The organism is Stutzerimonas nitrititolerans, assembly GCF_003696285.1.
GTDB lineage: Bacteria > Pseudomonadota > Gammaproteobacteria > Pseudomonadales > Pseudomonadaceae > Stutzerimonas > Stutzerimonas nitrititolerans.
This window is the reverse complement of the sequence record NZ_RFFL01000017.1, coordinates 1-19,888: the sequence shown is the minus strand read 5'-3', so window position 1 is coordinate 19,888 and position 19,888 is coordinate 1. Positions and strand designations below refer to the sequence as shown.

The 19,888-nt window shown below is 62.3% G+C and carries 18 protein-coding genes; 13 read left to right on the top strand and 5 right to left on the bottom strand.

Features of this window, described 5'->3' with window-relative positions:
* Positions 1–22: 22 nt before the first annotated feature.
* The 8 genes from mnmA (at position 23) to EA795_RS18280 (ending at position 8,509) form a co-directional block, all read left to right on the top strand.
* A complete protein-coding gene (gene mnmA / locus EA795_RS18320) occupies positions 23–1,153 on the top strand; it encodes a tRNA 2-thiouridine(34) synthase MnmA (RefSeq protein WP_014853241.1) in 1,131 nt (376 codons plus the stop codon).
* The gene (gene hflD / locus EA795_RS18315; protein ID WP_122078844.1) at positions 1,150–1,785 is read left to right on the top strand and encodes a high frequency lysogenization protein HflD; all 636 of its coding nucleotides are present in this window, start codon (positions 1,150–1,152) and stop codon (positions 1,783–1,785) included. Before mnmA ends, hflD begins: the two co-directional genes overlap by 4 nt.
* Positions 1,786–1,937: 152 nt before the next feature.
* Positions 1,938–3,308, top strand: coding sequence for an adenylosuccinate lyase (purB, locus tag EA795_RS18310; RefSeq protein WP_122078842.1), 1,371 nt, complete (start codon positions 1,938–1,940; stop codon positions 3,306–3,308).
* A 76-nt stretch (positions 3,309–3,384) separates the two neighbouring features.
* On the top strand, positions 3,385–4,551 hold the full coding sequence (locus tag EA795_RS18305; RefSeq protein ID WP_122078840.1) for a ribosomal protein uL16 3-hydroxylase: 1,167 nt from the start codon (positions 3,385–3,387) through the stop codon (positions 4,549–4,551).
* Positions 4,544–4,969 (top strand): GNAT family N-acetyltransferase, encoded by a 426-nt coding sequence (locus tag EA795_RS18300; protein WP_014853245.1) that lies wholly within the window; start codon positions 4,544–4,546, stop codon positions 4,967–4,969. Before EA795_RS18305 ends, EA795_RS18300 begins: the two co-directional genes overlap by 8 nt.
* Before the next feature lie 6 nt (positions 4,970–4,975).
* Positions 4,976–5,599, top strand: coding sequence for a DUF7931 domain-containing protein (locus tag EA795_RS18295; protein ID WP_122078838.1), 624 nt, complete (start codon positions 4,976–4,978; stop codon positions 5,597–5,599).
* Complete coding sequence (locus tag EA795_RS18290) at positions 5,596–6,405, top strand: secretin N-terminal domain-containing protein (protein ID WP_122078837.1); 810 nt, start codon at positions 5,596–5,598, stop codon at positions 6,403–6,405. The genes EA795_RS18295 and EA795_RS18290 overlap by 4 nt, the downstream gene beginning before the upstream one ends.
* Positions 6,406–6,913: 508 nt before the next feature.
* Complete coding sequence (locus EA795_RS18280) at positions 6,914–8,509, top strand: isocitrate lyase (RefSeq protein WP_014853248.1); 1,596 nt, start codon at positions 6,914–6,916, stop codon at positions 8,507–8,509.
* A 153-nt stretch (positions 8,510–8,662) separates the two neighbouring features.
* Here EA795_RS18280 and EA795_RS18275 read toward each other — a convergent pair whose 3' ends face one another.
* Positions 8,663–9,721 (bottom strand): AI-2E family transporter, encoded by a 1,059-nt coding sequence (locus tag EA795_RS18275; protein ID WP_065983504.1) that lies wholly within the window; start codon positions 9,719–9,721, stop codon positions 8,663–8,665.
* A 110-nt stretch (positions 9,722–9,831) separates the two neighbouring features.
* Entirely contained in the window at positions 9,832–11,148 is a 1,317-nt protein-coding gene (locus tag EA795_RS18270) for a Na+/H+ antiporter family protein (RefSeq protein WP_115027672.1), read from the bottom strand.
* A gap of 174 nt (positions 11,149–11,322) precedes the next feature.
* Here EA795_RS18270 and queD point away from each other — a divergent pair, with 174 nt between their 5' ends.
* Complete coding sequence (gene queD, locus EA795_RS18265) at positions 11,323–11,679, top strand: 6-carboxytetrahydropterin synthase QueD (RefSeq protein WP_058076661.1); 357 nt, start codon at positions 11,323–11,325, stop codon at positions 11,677–11,679.
* Positions 11,680–11,718: 39 nt separating this feature from the next.
* Here the strand turns inward: queD and EA795_RS18260 are convergent, their stop codons facing one another.
* The gene (locus EA795_RS18260; protein ID WP_122078835.1) at positions 11,719–12,114 is read right to left on the bottom strand and encodes a RidA family protein; all 396 of its coding nucleotides are present in this window, start codon (positions 12,112–12,114) and stop codon (positions 11,719–11,721) included.
* 135 nt (positions 12,115–12,249) lie between these two features.
* On the opposite strand from EA795_RS18260, the gene EA795_RS18255 reads away from it, so the two are divergent.
* The gene (locus tag EA795_RS18255; RefSeq protein ID WP_122078834.1) at positions 12,250–13,170 is read left to right on the top strand and encodes a LysR family transcriptional regulator; all 921 of its coding nucleotides are present in this window, start codon (positions 12,250–12,252) and stop codon (positions 13,168–13,170) included.
* A gap of 12 nt (positions 13,171–13,182) precedes the next feature.
* Here EA795_RS18255 and tusA read toward each other — a convergent pair whose 3' ends face one another.
* Complete coding sequence (tusA, locus tag EA795_RS18250; RefSeq protein WP_014853254.1) at positions 13,183–13,434, bottom strand: sulfurtransferase TusA; 252 nt, start codon at positions 13,432–13,434, stop codon at positions 13,183–13,185.
* Between the two features lie 318 nt (positions 13,435–13,752).
* Here tusA and acnA point away from each other — a divergent pair, with 318 nt between their 5' ends.
* Positions 13,753–16,428, top strand: a complete 2,676-nt coding sequence (acnA, locus tag EA795_RS18245; RefSeq protein WP_122078832.1) for an aconitate hydratase AcnA — start codon at positions 13,753–13,755, stop codon at positions 16,426–16,428.
* Positions 16,429–16,809: 381 nt separating this feature from the next.
* Positions 16,810–18,378 (top strand): methyl-accepting chemotaxis protein, encoded by a 1,569-nt coding sequence (locus EA795_RS18240; RefSeq protein ID WP_122078830.1) that lies wholly within the window; start codon positions 16,810–16,812, stop codon positions 18,376–18,378.
* Positions 18,379–18,393: 15 nt separating this feature from the next.
* Here EA795_RS18240 and EA795_RS18235 read toward each other — a convergent pair whose 3' ends face one another.
* Entirely contained in the window at positions 18,394–19,080 is a 687-nt protein-coding gene (locus EA795_RS18235; protein WP_312713218.1) for an alpha/beta family hydrolase, read from the bottom strand.
* A gap of 81 nt (positions 19,081–19,161) precedes the next feature.
* Between EA795_RS18235 and EA795_RS18230 the strand changes: the two genes are divergently transcribed.
* On the top strand, positions 19,162–19,888 hold a 727-nt coding region (locus tag EA795_RS18230; RefSeq protein ID WP_205891501.1), incomplete at its 3' end, for a cbb3-type cytochrome c oxidase subunit I.

Genomic DNA, 19,888 nt, shown 5'->3' with positions numbered 1-19,888 from the left:
TTACCGCTACCCCCGAATGCCCATGTCCGATCCAGCAGCCATCATTCCGGAAAAACAGCGCGTCATCGTCGGCATGTCCGGCGGCGTGGACTCTTCCGTTTCCGCCCTCCTCCTGCTCGAACAGGGCTACCAGGTCGAAGGCCTGTTCATGAAGAACTGGGAGGAAGACGACGGCACCGAGTATTGCACGGCCAAGGACGACCTGGCCGATGCCCAGGCCGTTTGCGACAAGATCGGCATCAAGCTGCACACCGCCAACTTCGCGGCAGAATACTGGGACAACGTGTTCGAGCACTTCCTCGCCGAATACAAGGCCGGCCGCACGCCCAATCCGGACATCCTCTGCAACCGCGAAATCAAGTTCAAGGCCTTCCTCGATTACGCACTGATGCTGGGTGCCGACCTCATCGCCACCGGCCACTACGTTCGCCGCCGCGACCTGGACGGCCGCAGCGAGCTGCTCAAGGGCCTGGATCCAAACAAGGATCAGAGCTACTTCCTGCATGCGGTGGGCGGCGAGCAGATCGCCAGGACGCTGTTCCCGGTGGGCGAACTGGAAAAACCGCAGGTTCGTGCCATCGCGGAAAAATACGCGCTGGCAACCGCCAAGAAGAAGGACTCCACCGGCATCTGCTTTATCGGCGAACGACGCTTCAGCGACTTCCTCAAGCAGTACCTGCCGGCACAGCCCGGCGACATCGAGACTATCGATGGCGATGTGATCGGGCGGCACCACGGGCTCATGTATCACACCATCGGCCAGCGCCAGGGGTTGGGAATCGGCGGCCTCAAGGATGCCGGCGACGACCCATGGTACGTCCTGAGCAAGGATCTGCAGCGCAACGTTCTGATCGTCGGCCAGGGCAACGATCACCCCTGGCTGTTTTCCCGCGCGCTGTACGCTTCGGAAATCTACTGGGTCAATCCGCTCGACCTTTCCGGGCCACTGCGGCTGACCGCCAAGGTCCGTTATCGCCAGGGTGACCAGGCGTGTACCCTGCACCATGGCCCCGACGGCTACCGAGTCGTGTTCGACTCGCCTCAACGCGCGGTCACCCCGGGCCAATCGGTGGTGCTCTACGACGGAGAAGTCTGCCTGGGCGGCGGCGTCATCGAACGTGCCGAGCCCTGGTTCGAAGGAACGCACGCATGAGCCCCTTGCAGGAACAGTTGATCGCCCTTGGCGCCGTGTTCGAGGCAGCGGCATTGGTCGATCGGATCGCTCGCACCGGACAGGCCCCCACTGCTCAACTGGGCTGCATGCTCGGCAGCCTGCTGGCGCGCAATCCGGACACGACGCAGGAAATCTACGGCGGCGACGATCTCAACCTGCGCGAAGGCTATCGCGTGCTGGTCGGGGCGCTGGAGCGCGACAGCAGCAGCCTGCAACGCGAACCGCTGCGCTACGCACTGGCGATGATCGGCCTGGAGCGTCAACTGGCCAAGCGCGACGACATGCTGCAGATCATCGGCAGCCGACTGGACCAGATCCAGCAGCAGGTCGAGCACTTCGGCATCACCCACGAGAACGTCGTCGCATCCTTTGGCGGCCTCTACCAGGACACGCTCAGCACGTTCCGCCAGCGCATCCAGGTCCAGGGCGACATGCGCCATCTGCAACAACCCGACAATGCCGCCAAGATTCGTGCGCTGCTGTTGTCCGGCATCCGCTCGGCCAGGTTGTGGCGCCAGCTCGGCGGCCATCGCTGGCAGATGGTGATCAGCCGCCGCAAGCTGCTCGATGCCCTCTACCCTCGCCTGCGCTCCCAGCCCGACGACCAGTAACCGCCAGCACCTTCACCACGCTCTGGCACACCGCGGCGCCGGTGACCGAGCGGTCGCAAACGAGACTCGCTGCATTGAGTCGGGCCCGGCGGGTGCTTTCATGTATAATCTGCGCCCTCTTTTCGTTGCTCGTCTGTCCGAGAATGCCTCCCATGCAGCTTTCCTCGCTCACCGCGGTTTCCCCCGTCGATGGCCGCTATGCCGGCAAAACCAGCGCTCTGCGTCCCATTTTCAGTGAATTCGGTCTGATTCGCTGCCGTGTGCAAGTCGAAGTCCGCTGGCTCCAGCGCCTGGCGGCCCATGACGGCATTCCCGAGGTGCCGGCCTTTTCCGCCGAAGCCACCGCCCTGCTCGAGCAGCTGGCCAGCAACTTCCAGCTGGAGCATGCCGAGCGGGTCAAGGAGTTCGAGCGCACCACCAACCACGACGTCAAGGCGGTGGAGTACCTGCTCAAGGAGCAGGCCAAGCAGCTGCCGGAGCTGGCCAAGGTCAACGAGTTCATTCATTTCGCCTGCACCAGCGAGGACATCAACAACCTGTCCCACGCACTGATGCTGCGCGAAGGCCGCGATGAGGTGCTGCTGCCGCTGATGCGTCAGTTGGCCGAGTCGATTCGTGCGCTGGCCGTGCAGTTCGCCGATGTGCCGATGCTGTCGCGCACCCATGGCCAGCCCGCCTCACCGACCACCCTCGGCAAGGAACTGGCCAACGTGGTCTACCGCCTGGAGCGGCAGATCGCCCAGGTTGCCGCGGTGCCCCTGCTGGGCAAGATCAACGGCGCCGTGGGCAACTACAACGCCCACCTGTCCGCCTACCCGGACATCGACTGGGAAGCCAACGCGCGCGAGTTCATCGAGAACGACCTCGGCCTTGCCTGGAACCCCTACACCACCCAGATCGAGCCGCACGACTACATTGCCGAGCTGTTCGACGCCGTGGCGCGCTTCAACACCATCCTCATCGATTTCGACCGCGACATCTGGGGCTACATCTCGCTCGGCTATTTCAAGCAGAAGACCGTTGCCGGCGAAATCGGCTCCTCGACCATGCCGCACAAGGTCAACCCGATCGACTTCGAGAATTCCGAAGGCAACCTGGGGATAGCCAACGCCATCCTGCAGCACCTGGCCAGCAAACTGCCGATTTCCCGTTGGCAGCGTGACCTGACCGATTCCACCGTACTGCGCAACCTCGGCGTCGGCTTCGCCCACAGCGTCATCGCCTATGAAGCAAGCCTGAAGGGTATCGGCAAGCTGGAGCTGAACGCGGCGCGCATCGCCGAAGACCTGGACAACTGCTGGGAAGTGCTGGCCGAGCCGGTGCAGACCGTCATGCGCCGCTATGCGGTGGAAAACGCCTACGAAAAACTCAAGGACCTGACCCGCGGCAAGGGCATCACGCCCGATGCGCTGCAGGCTTTCATCGACGGCTTGGATATCCCGGCCGGAGCCAAGGCCGAACTGCGCCTGCTGACCCCGGCCGGCTACATCGGCAATGCGGTGGCCCAGGCCAAGCGCATCTGAACGATTTCAACTGCACACGCCCGGCCGTGCCGGGCGTTTTTATTTGCAGCTCTGCCCGCAGAGCAAGGTGTTAGGCATGACCTCTGATATTCCACTGCAAATTCTGGGCGGCATCAGCGCCCGGGAATTCCTGCGCGACTACTGGCAGAAGAAACCGCTGCTGATTCGCCAGGCCATTCCGGATTTCCAGAACCCTCTTTCCCCGGACGAACTGGCTGGCCTTTCGCTCGAAGAGGAAGTCGAATCCCGTCTGGTCATCGAGCATGGCGACAGCCCCTGGGAACTGCGTCGCGGTCCTTTCGCCGAAGACATCTACCAGCAGCTGCCGGAACGTGACTGGACCTTGCTGGTGCAAGCCGTGGATCAACTGGTCCCGGAAGTCGCCGAGCTGCTCCAGCACTTCCGTTTCCTGCCGAACTGGCGCATCGACGACGTGATGATCAGCTACGCCGCGCCGGGTGGTGGCGTCGGCCCGCATTTCGACAACTACGATGTATTTCTGCTGCAGGCCCATGGCCAGCGTCGCTGGCGCATCGGCCAGATGTGCGACAGTGAAAGCCCGCTGCTGGAGCACGGCGACCTGCGTATCCTGGCCGACTTCCAGGGCACCGACGAATGGGTTCTGGAACCGGGCGACATGCTTTATCTGCCGCCGCGCCTGGCCCATTTCGGCACCGCCGAAGACGCCTGCATGACCTATTCGGTCGGCTTCCGCGCGCCGAGCGCAGCAGAAGTACTGACCCATTTCACCGATTTCCTCGCTCAATTTCTGCCTGACGAGGAGCGCTACAGCGACGCCGACCTGCAGCCAGCCGAGGATCCCCATCAGATCCAGAGCGATGCGCTGAAGCGACTGAGAGCGCTGCTGGACGAGCATATGGGTGACGAGCGCCTGTTGCTCACCTGGTTCGGCCAGTTCATGACCGAGCCGCGCTATCCGGAGCGGGTCGAAGGTCCGGAGATCGATTCGGACGAGCTGCTCTCGGCACTGGAAGACGGCGCCGTGCTGGTGCGCAATCCAGCGGCACGCCTGGCCTGGAGCGAGGTGGACATCGGCCTGCTGCTGTTCGCCAGTGGCCAGAGCCGCCTGCTCCCGGCGCATCTTCAACCGCTACTGAAACTGATTTGCTCCGCCGAAGCCCTGCATGTCGAGAACCTCAGCCAATGGCTGAACGACGAGGATGGGCGTAATCTTCTGTGGCAACTGGTCAAGCAGGGAAGTCTGGAGTTCGCTGATGAGTGAGATACAAGTACGCCTCGCCGACTGGCAGCAGGACAATGCCGATCTGCGACGTATCCGGGAAGCAGTCTTCATCGCCGAGCAGTCCGTTTCGCCAGAACTGGAATGGGATTCCGACGACGCCGAAGCCGTGCATTTCCTCGCGCTGGAAAGCGGTTATCCGATCGGTACCGCACGGTTGCTGGCCGACGGCCAGATCGGTCGCGTGTCGGTGCTGCGCGACTGGCGCGGCATGAATGTCGGCGGTGCACTGATGCAGGCCGTGATCGCCGAGGCCGAGCGCCGCGGGCTCACGGAGCAGAAGCTCACCGCCCAGGTTCATGCCACCTCGTTCTACGAGCGACTGGGATTCACCGTGGTCAGCGACGAGTTCCTCGAAGCCGGCATCCCCCACGTCGACATGCTGCGCAAGAGCCACTGAGCAGTCATGCAGCGCGACGCCCCGAACGATTCGAACGCATCAGCCGATTTGCCGGCTATCGAATTCGACTCACCGGGGCGTTTCTCCGTGCACAACCCCGACACCGAACTTCCAGCCAAAGAGCCTCGGCCGGCGGTCGCCATCGCGCAAGGCAGGGCACTCCAGCACTTCACCTCCCCCGAAGAAGCACGAGCACATGCACTCGCGCTGTTTCAGGGCGCAAACCGCGACATCTGCCTCTACAGCCCGGACCTCGAGCGCTGGCTGTACAACAACAGCGCTATCCAACAGGTTTGCAGTCGTTTCCTGCTGGCACACCCGCGCAACCGGCTGCGGGTGCTGGTACGCGACGCCGGGTCGGCGGTCCGTGAGGGCCACCTGCTGCTGGCGCTGGCGCGCCGCCTGACCAGCAGGCTGCATATTCGCAAACTGAACCCCGAGTACCCCAACGAAGACTGCGCATTCCTCGTCGTCGATGGCCACAGCCTGATGGTACGGTCGAAGGTCGATCAGCAGACCGGCTATGCTCTGCACAACGATCCCGGCAAAGCGCGCCTCCGGCAGTCACAGTTCGATCAAGCTTGGGACCACAGTCTTTCCGACCCCGATCTGCGGAGCTTCCTGCCATGACGCTACGCCGTATTCTCGCCGGCCTGGTTTGCCTGATCAGCCTTCCCCTCTTCGCCGCCACCGAAATCATCCAGATGAATTACCGCATGGCCGAAGACGTGCTTCCCATCGCGCAGTCGGTCGTCGGCGATCAGGGCAAGGTGAACGCTTACGGCAGCCAGCTGATCGTCAATGCACCTCCGGCGGTGATCGACGAGCTACGCGGTGTACTCGGCCAGCTGGACAGCGAACCCAAGCGTCTGCTGATCAGCGTCGACACCCGCAACTCGGCGAGCTCAGCGGATCGCGGCTACCGGGTCGACGGCTCGGCCAATATCGGCAACGTCGAGATCGAGGCAGGCCGGGGCGAAGTCAGGGGACGCGACCAGGTTCGCATCATTCGACGCAGCACCCAGGATCTGGGAGGCGGCACCCAGCAGGTCCAGGCAACCGAGGGCTACCCCGCCCTGATCCAGATCGGGCAGAGCATCCCCCTCACCACGACCGGCACCGATGGCTATGGCCAGCCCTATCAGCAGACCCAGTACCAGAACGTGATGCGCGGCTTCTACGCAACCGCGACAGTCGCCGGCGACAGGGTTCACGTGACGATCAGCAGCCAGAACGACCGCGTCGAGCGAATCCGCCCCGATATCATCAACGTCCAAACGACCGACACCCGCGTCAGCGGCAGACTCGGCGAATGGATTCCGCTCGGCGGCATCGACGAGAACAGCGCTTCCAGCGAGAGCGGCCTGCTTCGCCGCCACACCACGGAAGGTCGTCAGGACCTGTCGCTGCGAATCAAAGTGGACACGCTGGACTGACCGAACTTCCCGTTTCCGGCAATCTTCCGAAAAATGTAGTGCCTTAAAAAAATCACTACAAAACGATTGACGAACCTTTTTTGGCGGAGCATGATTGCCTCGCTCCCGCTAACCAGGGGCCCTGGCAAGGGTCTCCGGAACGCGCTCAGCCAACCAGCAGAGCCGATCCGTGACTGTACTGCCCACAAGGCGGACTGACGAGGTTGCGACTGGAACGAGTCGTCCCGAGGGACGGGGAAGCGATTAACGTATCAGCTCGAGACGTCAGTACTGCTGAGTCACTCAACGACCCCGTGTCGCTGTGTGCCGGAATGCCCACGATCATTCCGCAGCTGGCCGGCCTCTTGCGGTCGTAACTGCACACCCCTCCTCTCCTTGGTTCAATCCTCGTCCCGGTCGGTATTTCGACGCTCTGCCGCGTGTTGCCTCGCTGATCAGCGCTAGCACGTAGGTTTCGGTGGGAAAGTCGGTGCTCAACCAAACACGAATTTCTTTGAAAGGATTGACCATGTCCGCTTATCAAAACGACATCAAGGCCGTTGCCGCTCTGAAAGAAGTAGCTGGAAGCAGCTGGAGCGCTATCAACCCTGAGTCCGTGGCTCGCATGCGCGCTCAGAACCGCTTCAAGACCGGTCTGGAAATCGCTCAGTACACCGCCGACATCATGCGCAAGGACATGGCCGAGTACGACGCCGACTCGTCCGTTTACACGCAGTCGCTGGGTTGCTGGCATGGCTTCATCGGTCAGCAGAAGCTGATCTCCATCAAGAAGCACCTGAAGACCACCAACAAGCGCTACCTCTACCTCTCCGGCTGGATGGTCGCCGCCCTGCGTTCCGAGTTCGGCCCGCTGCCGGACCAGTCGATGCATGAGAAGACTGCCGTTTCCGACCTGATCGAGGAGCTGTACACCTTCCTGCGCCAGGCCGACAGCCGCGAGCTGGACCTGCTGTTCACCGCTCTGGACGCTGCCCGCGAAGCCGGCGACAAAGCCAAGGCCGCCGAGATCCAGTCGCAGATCGACAACTACGAAACCCACATCGTCCCGATCATCGCCGACATCGACGCCGGTTTCGGCAACCCGGAAGCCACCTATCTGCTGGCCAAGCGCATGATCGAAGCCGGTGCCTGCTGCATCCAGATCGAGAACCAGGTTTCCGATGAGAAGCAGTGCGGCCACCAGGACGGCAAAGTGACCGTTCCTCACGCCGACTTCCTCGCCAAGATCGCGGCCGTTCGCTACGCGTTCCTCGAGCTGGGTATCGACAACGGCGTGATCGTTGCCCGTACCGACTCCCTGGGTGCCGGCCTGACCAAGCAGATCGCCGTGACCAAGGAGCCGGGCGACCTGGGTGACCTGTACAACTCCTTCCTCGACTGCGAAGAAATCACCGAGGCCGAGCTGGGCAACGGCGATGTCGTGATCAAGCGCGAAGGCAAGCTGCTGCGTCCCAAGCGTCTGCCGTCCAACCTGTTCCAGTTCCGCAAGGGCACCGGTGAAGACCGTTGCGTGCTGGACTGCATCACCAGCCTGCAGAACGGCGCCGACCTGCTGTGGATCGAAACCGAGAAGCCGCACGTTGGCCAGATCAAGGCCATGGTCGACCGCATCCGTGAAGTGATTCCGACTGCCAAGCTTGTCTACAACAACAGTCCGTCCTTCAACTGGACCCTGAACTTCCGTCAGCAGGTATTCGACGCGTTCGTCGCCGAAGGCAAGGACGTTTCCGCCTACGACCGCGCCAAGCTGATGAGCGTCGAGTACGACGAGACCGAACTGGCCCAGGTCGCCGACGAGAAGATCCGCACCTTCCAGAAGGACGGTTCGGCCCACGCCGGCATCTTCCACCACCTGATCACCCTGCCGACCTACCACACCGCTGCGCTGTCGACCGACAACCTGGCCAAAGGGTACTTCGCAGAAGAAGGCATGCTGGCCTACGTCAAGGGCGTTCAGCGTCAGGAACTGCGCCAGGGCATCGCCTGCGTCAAGCACCAGAACATGGCTGGCTCCGACATCGGCGACAACCACAAGGAGTACTTCGCTGGCGAAGCGGCTCTGAAGGCAAGCGGTAAAGACAACACCATGAACCAGTTCCACTAAGCGGAACGGTTTGCCGCCTGGCCTTCGGGCCAGGCAGGTGCTGATACGAGAGCCCCGGCATTCGCCGGGGCTTTTTTCGTTTGAGCTTCAGGGGCTTCGCCGACGCAACGGCACTAGGGTCCGTTCCCGTTTCGTACGCGTCCGCGCCGGAGCCTAGGCAGCGTTTTCATTCCCCGGCGAGGTAAACAGCCCCCACGCCGAAATGAACAAGGCAGCGATCAGCGGACCGATGACGAATCCGTTCAGTCCGAACAGGCTCAAGCCACCGAGCGTGGAAATCAGCACCACGTAGTCCGGCATCTTGGTGTCCTTGCCCACCAGGATGGGACGCAGGATATTGTCGACCAGACCGATGACCAGCACGCCGTACAGAATCAGGATCACGCCCTGTACGATGAGGCCTTTCATCAGGAAATAGATCGCCACGGGCGTCCAGATTACCCCGGCGCCGACGGCAGGCAACAACGACAGGAAAGCCATCAGCACACCACAGAGCACCGCGCTGGGGATTCCCAGTATCGCGAAAATGATTCCTCCCAGTGCCCCCTGCGTCGCCGCGACGACGATGTTGCCCTTTACGGTGGCGCGAACCACGCGGGTGAATTTGCTGAACAGTCGCCTCTTCTGGTTATCGCTCAACGGCACCGCCTTTCGGATGCGAGCGACCAGTTCGCGGCCATCGCGCAGCAGGAAGAAAAGCAGGTAGAGCATCAGGAAGAAGCTCAGCATGAACTGGAAGGTACCCTGCCCGAAACTGAAGGCCTTGGTCGCCAGGAACTGGCTGCCCTGCAGGGCGCTACTGGCCAGGCGTTCGCGAATCTGGTCCATGTCGCCCAACCCGAAACGCTGCATCTGCGCTTGCCAGGATGCCGGCAACAACTCCTTCGCATGGCTGACGAAGCTGTCTATATCGATTTCACCGCTCTCGATCTGCTTGTAGAGCGTCGTGCCTTCCTGCACCAGCACCCCGGCAATGAGAATGACCGGCAGCACCGCCACCAACAGGCAGATGAACAGGGTGGCAAGAGCTGCCAGGTTCCGCCGAGCATTCAGGCGGGCGAGCAAACGACGTTGTATCGGGGCGAAGATGATCGCCAGGATCACGGCCCAGAACACCGCACCGTAGAAAGGAAGGAGTATCCAGCCGAAGGCCACCGATACGACAAGCAACAGAGCGAGGAATACTTTCTGTTCGAGCCTCGAGTTGACCATCATGCACCCTGTCGCGGTAGTTGTTCCTTTTAGTCAACGTTCGCCGGAAGGAGTGCAGGCAGTAGCGTTGGATGTTGCTTGCTGCAACATCCAACTTTCGATGTCGCGTATCAGAGCACCATGGCCGCAACCCAGCCGAATACCAGCAGCGGCAGGTTGTAGTGGAGGAAGGTCGGTACCACCGTATCCCAGATATGGTTGTGCTGGCCATCCACGTTCAGCCCCGCCGTCGGGCCCAGCGTCGAGTCGGAAGCTGGCGAGCCGGCATCGCCCAGGGCGCCAGCGGTTCCGACCAGGCTGACGATGGCCAGGGTGCTGAAACCCAGCTCCATGCTGAGAGGCACGAAGATCGCGGCGATGATCGGGACGGTGGAAAACGACGAGCCTATGCCCAAGGTCACCAGCAGGCCAACCAACAACATCAGCAGCGCGCCTACCGCCTTGCTGTTGCCAATCAATTGCGCTGACGCATCGACCAGCGTTTTCACCTGACCGGTCTCGCGCATGACTTCGGCGAAACCCGAGGCGGCGATCATGATGAAGCCGATCATCGCCATCATCTTCATGCCTTCGGTAAACAGGTCATCGGCTTCGCGCCAACGCACTACCCGCGAGACCGAGAAGATCACGAAGCCTGCCAGCGCGCCGATGATCATCGAGTCGAGCCACAACTGAATGGCGAAAGCGACCGCAATCGCGACGCCCGCGACGAGCAGCGTCAGCGGGCTGTACTGGACGCCCGCCTGCACCGAGCCATCGACTTTCTGCAACTCGTACGCCCGCGGCTTGCGATAGCTGAACAGCGCGATCAACAGGCCGGTGACCATTCCCAGCGCCGGAATCAGCATGGCCTGAGTAACGGCGACGCCCGCTACATCTGCCCCGCTCTTGGCGACGTTGGCGAGCAGGATCTCCTTGAGGAAGATATTGCCAAACCCGACCGGCAGGAACATGTACGGCGTGATCAGACCGAATGTGAGGACGCAGGCGATCAGCCGGCGATCGATCTGAAGCTTGGTCAGCACATAAAGCAGTGGCGGAACCAGCAGCGGGATAAAGGCGATATGAATCGGCAGGATGTTCTGGGACGAAATCGCCACAGCCAGCAGCAGGCCGACCAGCATCCACTTGACCGCGCCACCACCGCTCACCTCTTTCCGACCGAGTACGGCCAGCACCTTGTCTGCCAGTGCATGGGCCAATCCGCTCTTGCCGATCGCCACGGCAAATGCGCCGAGCAATGCATAGGAAAGCGCGACCGTGGCACCGCCACCCAAACCCTTGTTGAAGGCAGCCAGGCTACCCTCGATGCCCAGCCCGCCCAACAGTCCCCCCGCGATGGCGCCAGCTATGAGCGCCACCACCACGTGAACCCGGCACAAGCTGAGAACCAGCATGATCGCTACCGCTGCGACTACCGCATTCATACCATCCCCTTGTAACTGGCAGACCTGACAAAAAGCGGCGTACTTTGCAGCACGTGGCAAGCCGTGTCAAAAGAACCGAGCGACGGGCAATCCGCGTTCTCGGCCCCGTCGCGAAGAAAAGAAGATAAAATGCGCGCTTTGGCCGTCGAGGCCTGCTTGGGGTGAGCCAGTCCAGTGGAAATCTTCAAAGAGTTTACGTTCGAATCCGCGCATCGTTTGCCGCACGTACCCGAGGGGCACAAGTGTGGCCGCCTCCACGGCCATTCTTTCCGAGTGGCGCTGTATATAGAGGGTGAGGTCGACCCGCACACCGGCTGGATTCGCGATTTCGGCGAGATCAAGGCCATCTTCAAGCCGCTCTATGAGCGCCTCGATCACAACTACCTGAACGACCTGCCAGGCCTGGAAAATCCGACCAGCGAGAATCTGGCGAAGTGGATCTGGGGCGAGCTGAAGCCCGTGCTTCCCGAACTGTCGCGGGTTCGGATCCACGAGACCTGCACCAGCGGCTGCGAATACCGCGGGGATTGAGCGGCGCCTTGCCCGACCAGAACAGCCCCCGCTCCTTCCTCAGGCTTCCGGCAGCTTAGCGATCACCTTGATTTCGAACTGGAAGCCGTAGAGCCAGGTCACGCCCACAGCCGTCAATGTCGGGTGTGGAGCGCCGCCCCAGTACTCGGGAACCACGCTCCAGATCTTCTCGAAATGGGATTCCGGGTCGACGATGAAGACCGTGACATCGACCACGTCTTCGAAGGTGCAGCCAGCGGCCCTCAGAATTGCACTCAGGTTGTCGAAGGCGCGCCGGACCTGTGCCTCGAGATCTGGCTCGGGCGAACCATCCTCGCGACTGCCGACCTGCCCGGAAACGAACAGAAATCCGTTCGACCGAATCGCCGGGGAATACCTGTTGCGCTCATAGAGCGCTTGGCGCCCCTCGGGAAAAACCACATCACCCCTCATCATGATCTGCCTCCATCCTGGGCCGTTGGCGGCCCTGTTTATCGAGCCGAGACTGTAGAAGTCTCCGGCGCCTGGATAAACTCGCGAGTCCACCCATCACTGTTTGCAGATGCCAAACAATTCTGGCCAGGAGCTTCGATGGACAGGTTCGACGCGATGCAGGCCTTCGCCCGCGTGGTGGAGACAGGCAGCTTCACCAAGGCAGCGGCCACCCTGCACATGAGCAAGACCAGCGTGACGCAGCTGGTACAGCAGCTCGAAGCGCGCCTGCGCGTCAGGTTGCTCAACCGCACTACGCGCCAGGTCAACGTCACGGCTGATGGCGCCGCCTATTACGAACGTGTGGTACGTCTGCTGGCCGACATGGACGATGCCGAAACCAGCCTGTCCAGCGCCGCTACCCTTCCTCGCGGCAAGCTGAGGCTGGATGTGCCCAGCCCGTTGGCGCGCCTGATTCTGATACCCGCCCTGCCGGACTTTCACGCACGCTACCCGGACATCCAGCTCGACATGGGCGTGAGCGATCGCAACGTGGACCTGATCAGAGAGAACGTGGATTGCGTCGTGCGCGGCGGCGAACTGGCCGATCAATCGCTGATGGCGCGCCGCGTGGGCGAACTGCACTTTGGGATTTATGCCGCTCCGAGCTACCTGCAACGCGCCGGAACACCTACCCACCCCCGGGAACTGGAAGACTCGCACCACCGCATCGTGCGTTTTCACTGGGCGCGCGCCAGCAGGGTCTTCCCGCACGTCATGCACAGCGCCGACGAGCACATCAGCGTGGCGGGCCGCTACGTGCTCGCGGTCGACGACGGCAATGCCTATCTTGCGGCCGGCGTCGCCGGTCTGGGCATCATCTGGCTACCGCGATACATGGCTAGCGAACATCTGCAGCGCGGCGAACTGGTGCCGCTGTTCGAGGACTGGCAGCTGGATACCATGCCTCTGTATCTGGCATTTCCACCGAACAGGCACGTCAGCACCAAATTGCGGGTGTTCATCGAGTGGGTCGCCGAGCTCATGGCGCAGCAGGGGCTCGGCAGCGACGCCAACTAAAAAAGCTACCTTTCAGCTGCTCTTCTTGCGGATCCAGTATAGATAGGTGCCTTCCTGCTCCTGCTGGCTGACCAGCTCGTGCCCGAGGAAAACACAGAATTTGGGTATGTCGCGCTGGGTCGAAGGATCCGTGGCGATCACCTTGAGCAGTGCGCCCCCCTCCAGATCGCGCACCTTGTTGTGCAGCATCATCACCGGCTCGGGGCAGTTGAGACCGCTCGCGTCAAGGGTCGCGTCGATTGCAATTTCGGCTGTCTGGGACATGAGTCACTCCTGAAACAGGGCGGCATTGTCGCCCAAGCGCTGCTTCAGGTCACCCCGGACCTCACCGACAACGCCGCAGGCGGAAAAGAACGGGAACCCCAGGCTCGTTCGCCCGGTCCAGTGAACAGTTGCAGGCAAGCCCCTCTCGGTTGCAAACGCCGCCGGACAACGGGCACGCCATGCGCGACCAAGCCTGCAAATCGATAGCCACGGAGCTGCCTCGTACAGGCTTCCGTGGCCAGATGCGTCACCGAGGGCTAAGGTCAAGACATGCCCTTCTTCACCCTGCCCGACCGTGCGGGCTTAAGGAGACGACGAATGCCATCCGTGGACAGCCTGAAATGCCGCCGCAGCCTCGAGGTGAACGGCAAGGCCTACGATTACTACAGCCTCCCCGAGGCCGCCAAGCAGCTGGGCGACATCAGCCGACTACCGACCTCGCTCAAGGTGCTGCTGGAAAACCTGCTGCGCTGGGAAGACAACCTGACCGTCCACGCCGAGGATTTCGCCGCACTGGCCGCCTGGCTGCAGTCCCGCAGCTCCGACCGCGAGATCCAGTATCGCCCCGCGCGGGTGCTGATGCAGGACTTCACCGGCGTGCCTGCCGTGGTCGACCTCACGGCAATGCGTGATGCGGTCTCCAAAGCGGGCGGCGATCCGCAGCGAATCAACCCCCTGTCGCCCGTGGACCTGGTGATCGATCATTCGGTGATGGTCGACCGCTTCGGTAGCGAGCAGGCGTTCGAGCAGAACGTCGCCATGGAGATGAAGCGCAACGGCGAACGCTACGAATTCCTGCGCTGGGGCCAGCAGGCCTTCGACAATTTCCGCGTGGTACCGCCGGGCACTGGCATCTGCCACCAGGTCAACCTGGAGTACCTCGGGCAGGTGGTCTGGACGCGCGACGAGGACGGCAAGACCATCGCCTATCCCGACACGCTGGTCGGTACCGACTCACACACCACCATGATCAACGGCCTCGGCGTACTGGGCTGGGGCGTCGGCGGCATCGAGGCGGAAGCGGCGATGCTGGGTCAGCCGGTCTCCATGCTTATTCCCGAAGTCGTCGGCATGCGCCTGACAGGAAAGCTCAACGAGGGCGTGACCGCCACCGACCTGGTGCTGACCGTCACGCAGATGCTGCGCAAGCAGGGCGTGGTCGGTAAGTTCGTCGAGTTCTTCGGCCCCGGTCTAGATCACCTGCCGCTGGCCGATCGCGCCACCATCGGCAACATGGCCCCTGAATATGGTGCGACCTGCGGCTTCTTCCCCGTCGACCAGATCACGCTCGATTACCTGCGCCTGACCGGCCGCGACGAGGAGCGCATCGCGCTGGTCGAGGCCTACAGCAAGGCGCAGGGCATGTGGCGCGACACCAGCTCGCCGGACCCGCTGTTCACCGCCACGCTGGAACTCGATCTCAGCGAAGTGCAACCCTCCCTGGCCGGTCCCAAGCGGCCCCAGGACAGGGTTTCGCTGGGCGACATCGGCGCCTCGTTCGACCTGTTGCTGGAGACCAGCGGCAGGAAACCGCAGGCTGACCAAGGCTTTGCCGTGACCGGTGAGCAGTTCGATCTCAAACACGGCGCCGTGGTCATCGCGGCGATCACCTCATGTACCAACACCTCTAACCCCAACGTGCTGATGGCCGCCGGCCTGGTGGCGAAGAAAGCGCTGGAGCGGGGCCTGCAGCGCAAGCCCTGGGTCAAGTCATCGCTCGCCCCCGGCTCCAAGGTGGTGACCGACTACCTGGAGCGCGCCGGCCTGACGACCTACCTCGACCAGCTGGGCTTCAACCTGGTCGGCTACGGCTGCACGACCTGCATCGGCAACTCCGGGCCCCTGCCCGAGGCGATCGGCCAGACGATCACCGACAACGACCTGATCGTGTCCTCGGTGCTCTCCGGCAACCGCAACTTCGAGGGGCGCGTGCATCCGATGGTCAAGGCCAACTGGCTGGCCTCGCCACCGTTGGTGGTGGCGTTCGCCCTGGCCGGTACCACGCGAATCGACATGAATAGCGAACCGCTTGGCCACGACGCGCAGAATCGCCCCGTCTACCTCAGGGATATCTGGCCCAGCAGCGCCGAAGTGAGCGAGGCCGTGGCCAAGATCGACGGACAGATGTTCCGCACCCGTTACGCTGATGTCTTCACGGGCGACGAACACTGGCAGTCAATCGCCGTGACGCCAGGCGACACCTACACCTGGAACGACAGCTCCAGCTATGTACAGAACCCGCCGTTCTTCGAGCACATCGGGCAACCGCCCCAGCCGCCGCGGAACATCGAGAACGCGCGCATCCTCGCGCTGTTCGGCGACTCGATCACCACCGACCACATCTCGCCCGCGGGCAATATCAAGGCCAGCTCCCCAGCCGGCCTGTACCTGCAACAGCTGGGCGTCCAGCCGGAAGACTTCAACTCCTACGGCTCGCGGCGCGGCAACCATGAAGTGATGATGCGCGGCACCTTCGCCAACATTCGCATCAAGAACGAGATGCTCGGCGGCGAGGAAGGCGGCAATACCCTCTACCAGCCAGGCGGTGAAAAGCTGTCGATCTACGATGCGGCGATGCGCTATCAGACAGAGGGTGTGCCGCTGGTGGTGATCGCCGGCAAGGAATACGGCACGGGCTCCAGTCGCGACTGGGCCGCCAAGGGCACCAATCTGCTGGGCGTGAAAGCGGTGATTGCCGAAAGCTTCGAGCGTATCCATCGCTCCAACCTGATCGGCATGGGCGTGCTGGCGCTGCAGTTCGTCGACGGCCAGACGCGCAAGACGCTTGGGCTCGATGGCACGGAGAAACTGTCGATCCGCGGGCTGAGCGCCGACATCAAGCCGAGGCAGATGCTGACGGTGGACGTCGAACGCACCGATGGTTCCCGCAACAGCTTCCAGGTGCTATGTCGCATCGACACCCTGAACGAGGTCCAGTACTTCAAGGCGGGCGGCATCCTGCACTTCGTGCTGCGCCAGCTACTCGGCAGCTGAACGAGCCAGGGACCCCCTGCTCAGGGTATGAACGAAAACGCCGGTGCGGTTCCTTCGCACCGGCGCATGCCGATCCTTCAGCCTCGTTCGCCTGCCATCCTGCTGCATCCCAGGTCGTTCCATGCGCCATGTCCGGTTCCCTGGCAGTAAAACTTCTTTCGTTCACGCTTGCGAGAACGCCCGGACATGAGCTGACAGTAGACGGCGAAGATTGCAGGAAAATGAAAGCGCTTCAGGGGCTCATATAAAAAACTGATCGGGCGATCAGTTTTTTATATTCAAGAGGTCCCATCAACAGCCGATTGTGTCCTTATGCCCTGAAACGATAACCAGAACAGCTCAGGTGCATCCTTACGAATAACCTTGCAGGCGTGATTGTCGATGCGTAATAACCAGCCCGTAACCCAGCGTGAGTACGCTTTTCCCGACCAGCAGCGCCTGGTCTCGACCACCGATCTCAAAGGCCGGATCACCTACTGCAACGACATTTTCGCCGAAGTCAGCGGCTTCGATCGCGCCGAGCTGATTCGTGCGCCCCATAACCTGATTCGCCATCCCGACGTGCCATCGGCGGTGTTCGAACATATGTGGGCCACGCTCAAGCAGGGCAAGCCGTGGATGGGCGTGGTCAAGAATCGCCGCAAGGACGGCGACCACTACTGGGTCAACGCCTACGTGACACCCGTGCTGGACATGCAGAGCAAGGTAATCGGCTACGAGTCGGTGCGTACAAAACCCACCCCTGAACAGGTACAGCGGGCAGAGACACTCTACGCAAGGCTCAACGCCGGCAAGAGCGGCGTGCCCAGGCGCGACCGCTGGCTACCGGTGCTGACCAAATGGCTGCCCTTCATTCTCGTCAGCCAGCTCGGCTTCGTGATCGGCGCCTGGTTGAATCACTCCCTCGGTTTCGCCCTTGCCGCCCTGCTCTCCGTACCCCTCGGGCTGGCCGGCCTGCACTGGCAGCAACGCGGCCTGAAACGATTGCTGTATCTCGCCCGGGAAACCACCAGCGACCCTCTGATCGCAACGATGTACACCGACAGCCGCGGCATTGAAGCCCAGCTGGAAATGGCCATGCTCAGCGAACGAGCGCACCTGAAAACCTGCCTGACACGCCTGCAGGACAGCGCCGTTCAACTGCAGGCCCAAGCCCGGCAATCGGACGCGCTGGCTCGTAGTTTCTCCAGCGGCCTGACGCAACAGCATCAGGAAACCGAACAGGTCGCCACCGCCATCAACCAGATGGCCACGACGACCCAGGAAGTCGCCGGCAGCGTCGCGCGCGCCGCCGAAGCCACCCAGCAAGCCAACCAGCTCACCGAGCAAGGCCGGGATGTGGCGGCACAGACGCGCGAAGCGATTCAGCGCCTGTCCGACTCGGTCGCACGAACTGCCGAGGCGGTGAACCAGTTGGCCCATGGCAGCGATGAAATCGGCAAGGTAGTCGACGTGATCAAGAACGTCGCCGATCAGACCAACCTGCTGGCGCTCAATGCCGCTATCGAGGCGGCCCGCGCCGGCGACAGCGGCCGCGGTTTCGCCGTGGTGGCCGACGAGGTACGCCAGCTCGCACAGCGCACGGCGCTGGCGACCGGTGAGATTCACCAGCTGATCGAAAAACTGCAGCTACAGGCCCGCCACGCCGTGGAAACCACCGAGGAAGGCCGCATTCAGGCCACCCATGGCGTGGAGCAGGTCATCCAGGCGGACCAGACGCTATCCGGTATCGGTGATGCCATGGCCAATGTCATCGACATGACGACGCAAATCGCCTCGGCCACCGAACAGCAGAGCGCGGTAGCCGACGAGATCAACCAGAACGTCAACACCATCGCGCGCCTCGCCGACCAGACGTCGAGCGACGCGTGCAGCGCAGCGCAACTCAGCGAGGACCTGGCCACCACGGCCCAGGCACAGTATTCGCTGGTGGAGCGCTTCAACCGGTAGCAACAGCGGGGCGCTCTACCGCTTGGCTACGATGAACGCGGCGACGGCGCTGGCCGCGTCATCGAGATGCTGCTCATGGGTCAGCCCCGAACGCTTCAGCGGTTTCAGATCGTGATCGGCCACGGCAAGCCAATGCAGCTGGATGGTCGGCGATAATGCATAGCCGGTGACGCTGGCCCGATCTCCGAGCGCATCGCGTTCGCCCTGAACGATCAGGGTCGGCGTGCGCAACCCGGCCAGGTGTGCGACACGGGGTTTGTCCGGCTTGCCCGCCGCATAGAAGGGATAGCCCAGGCAGACCAGCGCATCGGCCTGCAACTCGTCGGCCAGCAGGCTGGCCATGCGCCCTCCCATCGACTTGCCGCCAATGGCCAACCGGCCCGCGACTTGCTGTCGCACCCGCTCATACACCTCCCGCCACTGCTCCAGCAGTTGCGCCTGCGGGTTCGGCGGTCGTTTGCGACCGGTGAGGCGCCGTTCGGCCATGTAGGCGAACTCGAAGCGGAACACCGCTATGCCGCGTTCTACAAGCCGCGCGGTGATTTCCTGCATGAACGGACTGTCCATCGGCGCACCCGCGCCATGGGCCAGGATCAGGCTGGCCAACGTTTCGCCAGCCGGCCGATCCGCGACAATTTGCGGTATTTCCCCACCCTGCGTGTATTGACCGGCGTCAATACCGGCCATGTGCCCATTCACCATGCTTGCCTCGCTCTTTCTATGAAAGAAATGACTGCTTGTCGCAACAAAAACTGCTCACTACCCGTGGATGGAAGCCCATACATGAACACAGCAACCAGTACCGCCTATAACTATAGGGTGGTCCGCCAATTCGCCATCATGACGGTGGTGTGGGGAATCGTCGGGATGGGGCTCGGCGTTTTCATCGCAGCCCAGCTTGCGTGGCCCGGACTCAACTTCGACCTGCCCTGGACCAGCTTCGGCCGCCTGCGCCCCCTGCACACCAACGCGGTGATCTTCGCCTTCGGTGGCTGTGCCCTGTTCGCGACCTCCTACTACTCGGTCCAGCGCACCTGCCAGACCACTCTGTTCGCGCCCAAGCTGGCCGCGTTCACTTTCTGGGGTTGGCAACTGGTCATCCTGCTGGCCGCGATCTCGCTGCCACTGGGTTTCACCACGTCCAAGGAGTACGCCGAGCTGGAATGGCCGATCGACATCCTGATCGCCATCGTCTGGGTCGCTTATGCCCTGGTGTTCTTCGGCACGCTGATGAAGCGCACCACCAAGCACATCTACGTGGGCAACTGGTTCTTCGGTGCTTTCATCCTGACCGTGGCGATCCTGCACATCGTCAACAACCTGGAAATCCCGGTTACCGCGATGAAATCCTACTCGCTGTACGCCGGCGCCACCGATGCCATGGTGCAGTGGTGGTACGGCCACAACGCCGTGGGCTTCTTCCTGACCGCAGGCTTCCTGGGAATCATGTACTACTTCGTTCCCAAGCAGGCCGAGCGCCCGGTCTACTCCTATCGCCTGTCCATCGTGC

Excerpts from the sequence above, each read along its gene's own strand:
- EA795_RS18295 (WP_122078838.1), top strand. The coding sequence starts at position 4,976 with ATGCAGCGCGACGCCCCGAACGATTCGAACGCATCAGCCGATTTGCCG.
- EA795_RS18255 (WP_122078834.1), top strand. The coding sequence starts at position 12,250 with ATGGACAGGTTCGACGCGATGCAGGCCTTCGCCCGCGTGGTGGAGACA.
- hflD (WP_122078844.1), top strand. The coding sequence starts at position 1,150 with ATGAGCCCCTTGCAGGAACAGTTGATCGCCCTTGGCGCCGTGTTCGAG.
- purB (WP_122078842.1), top strand. The coding sequence starts at position 1,938 with ATGCAGCTTTCCTCGCTCACCGCGGTTTCCCCCGTCGATGGCCGCTAT.
- EA795_RS18260 (WP_122078835.1), bottom strand. The coding sequence starts at position 12,114 with ATGATGAGGGGTGATGTGGTTTTTCCCGAGGGGCGCCAAGCGCTCTAT.
- EA795_RS18240 (WP_122078830.1), top strand. The coding sequence starts at position 16,810 with ATGCGTAATAACCAGCCCGTAACCCAGCGTGAGTACGCTTTTCCCGAC.
- EA795_RS18275 (WP_065983504.1), bottom strand. The coding sequence starts at position 9,721 with ATGGTCAACTCGAGGCTCGAACAGAAAGTATTCCTCGCTCTGTTGCTT.
- EA795_RS18290 (WP_122078837.1), top strand. The coding sequence starts at position 5,596 with ATGACGCTACGCCGTATTCTCGCCGGCCTGGTTTGCCTGATCAGCCTT.
- EA795_RS18305 (WP_122078840.1), top strand. The coding sequence starts at position 3,385 with ATGACCTCTGATATTCCACTGCAAATTCTGGGCGGCATCAGCGCCCGG.
- EA795_RS18280 (WP_014853248.1), top strand. The coding sequence starts at position 6,914 with ATGTCCGCTTATCAAAACGACATCAAGGCCGTTGCCGCTCTGAAAGAA.
- mnmA (WP_014853241.1), top strand. The coding sequence starts at position 23 with ATGTCCGATCCAGCAGCCATCATTCCGGAAAAACAGCGCGTCATCGTC.
- EA795_RS18270 (WP_115027672.1), bottom strand. The coding sequence starts at position 11,148 with ATGAATGCGGTAGTCGCAGCGGTAGCGATCATGCTGGTTCTCAGCTTG.
- acnA (WP_122078832.1), top strand. The coding sequence starts at position 13,753 with ATGCCATCCGTGGACAGCCTGAAATGCCGCCGCAGCCTCGAGGTGAAC.
- EA795_RS18300 (WP_014853245.1), top strand. The coding sequence starts at position 4,544 with ATGAGTGAGATACAAGTACGCCTCGCCGACTGGCAGCAGGACAATGCC.
- EA795_RS18235 (WP_312713218.1), bottom strand. The coding sequence starts at position 19,080 with ATGGTGAATGGGCACATGGCCGGTATTGACGCCGGTCAATACACGCAG.
- tusA (WP_014853254.1), bottom strand. The coding sequence starts at position 13,434 with ATGTCCCAGACAGCCGAAATTGCAATCGACGCGACCCTTGACGCGAGC.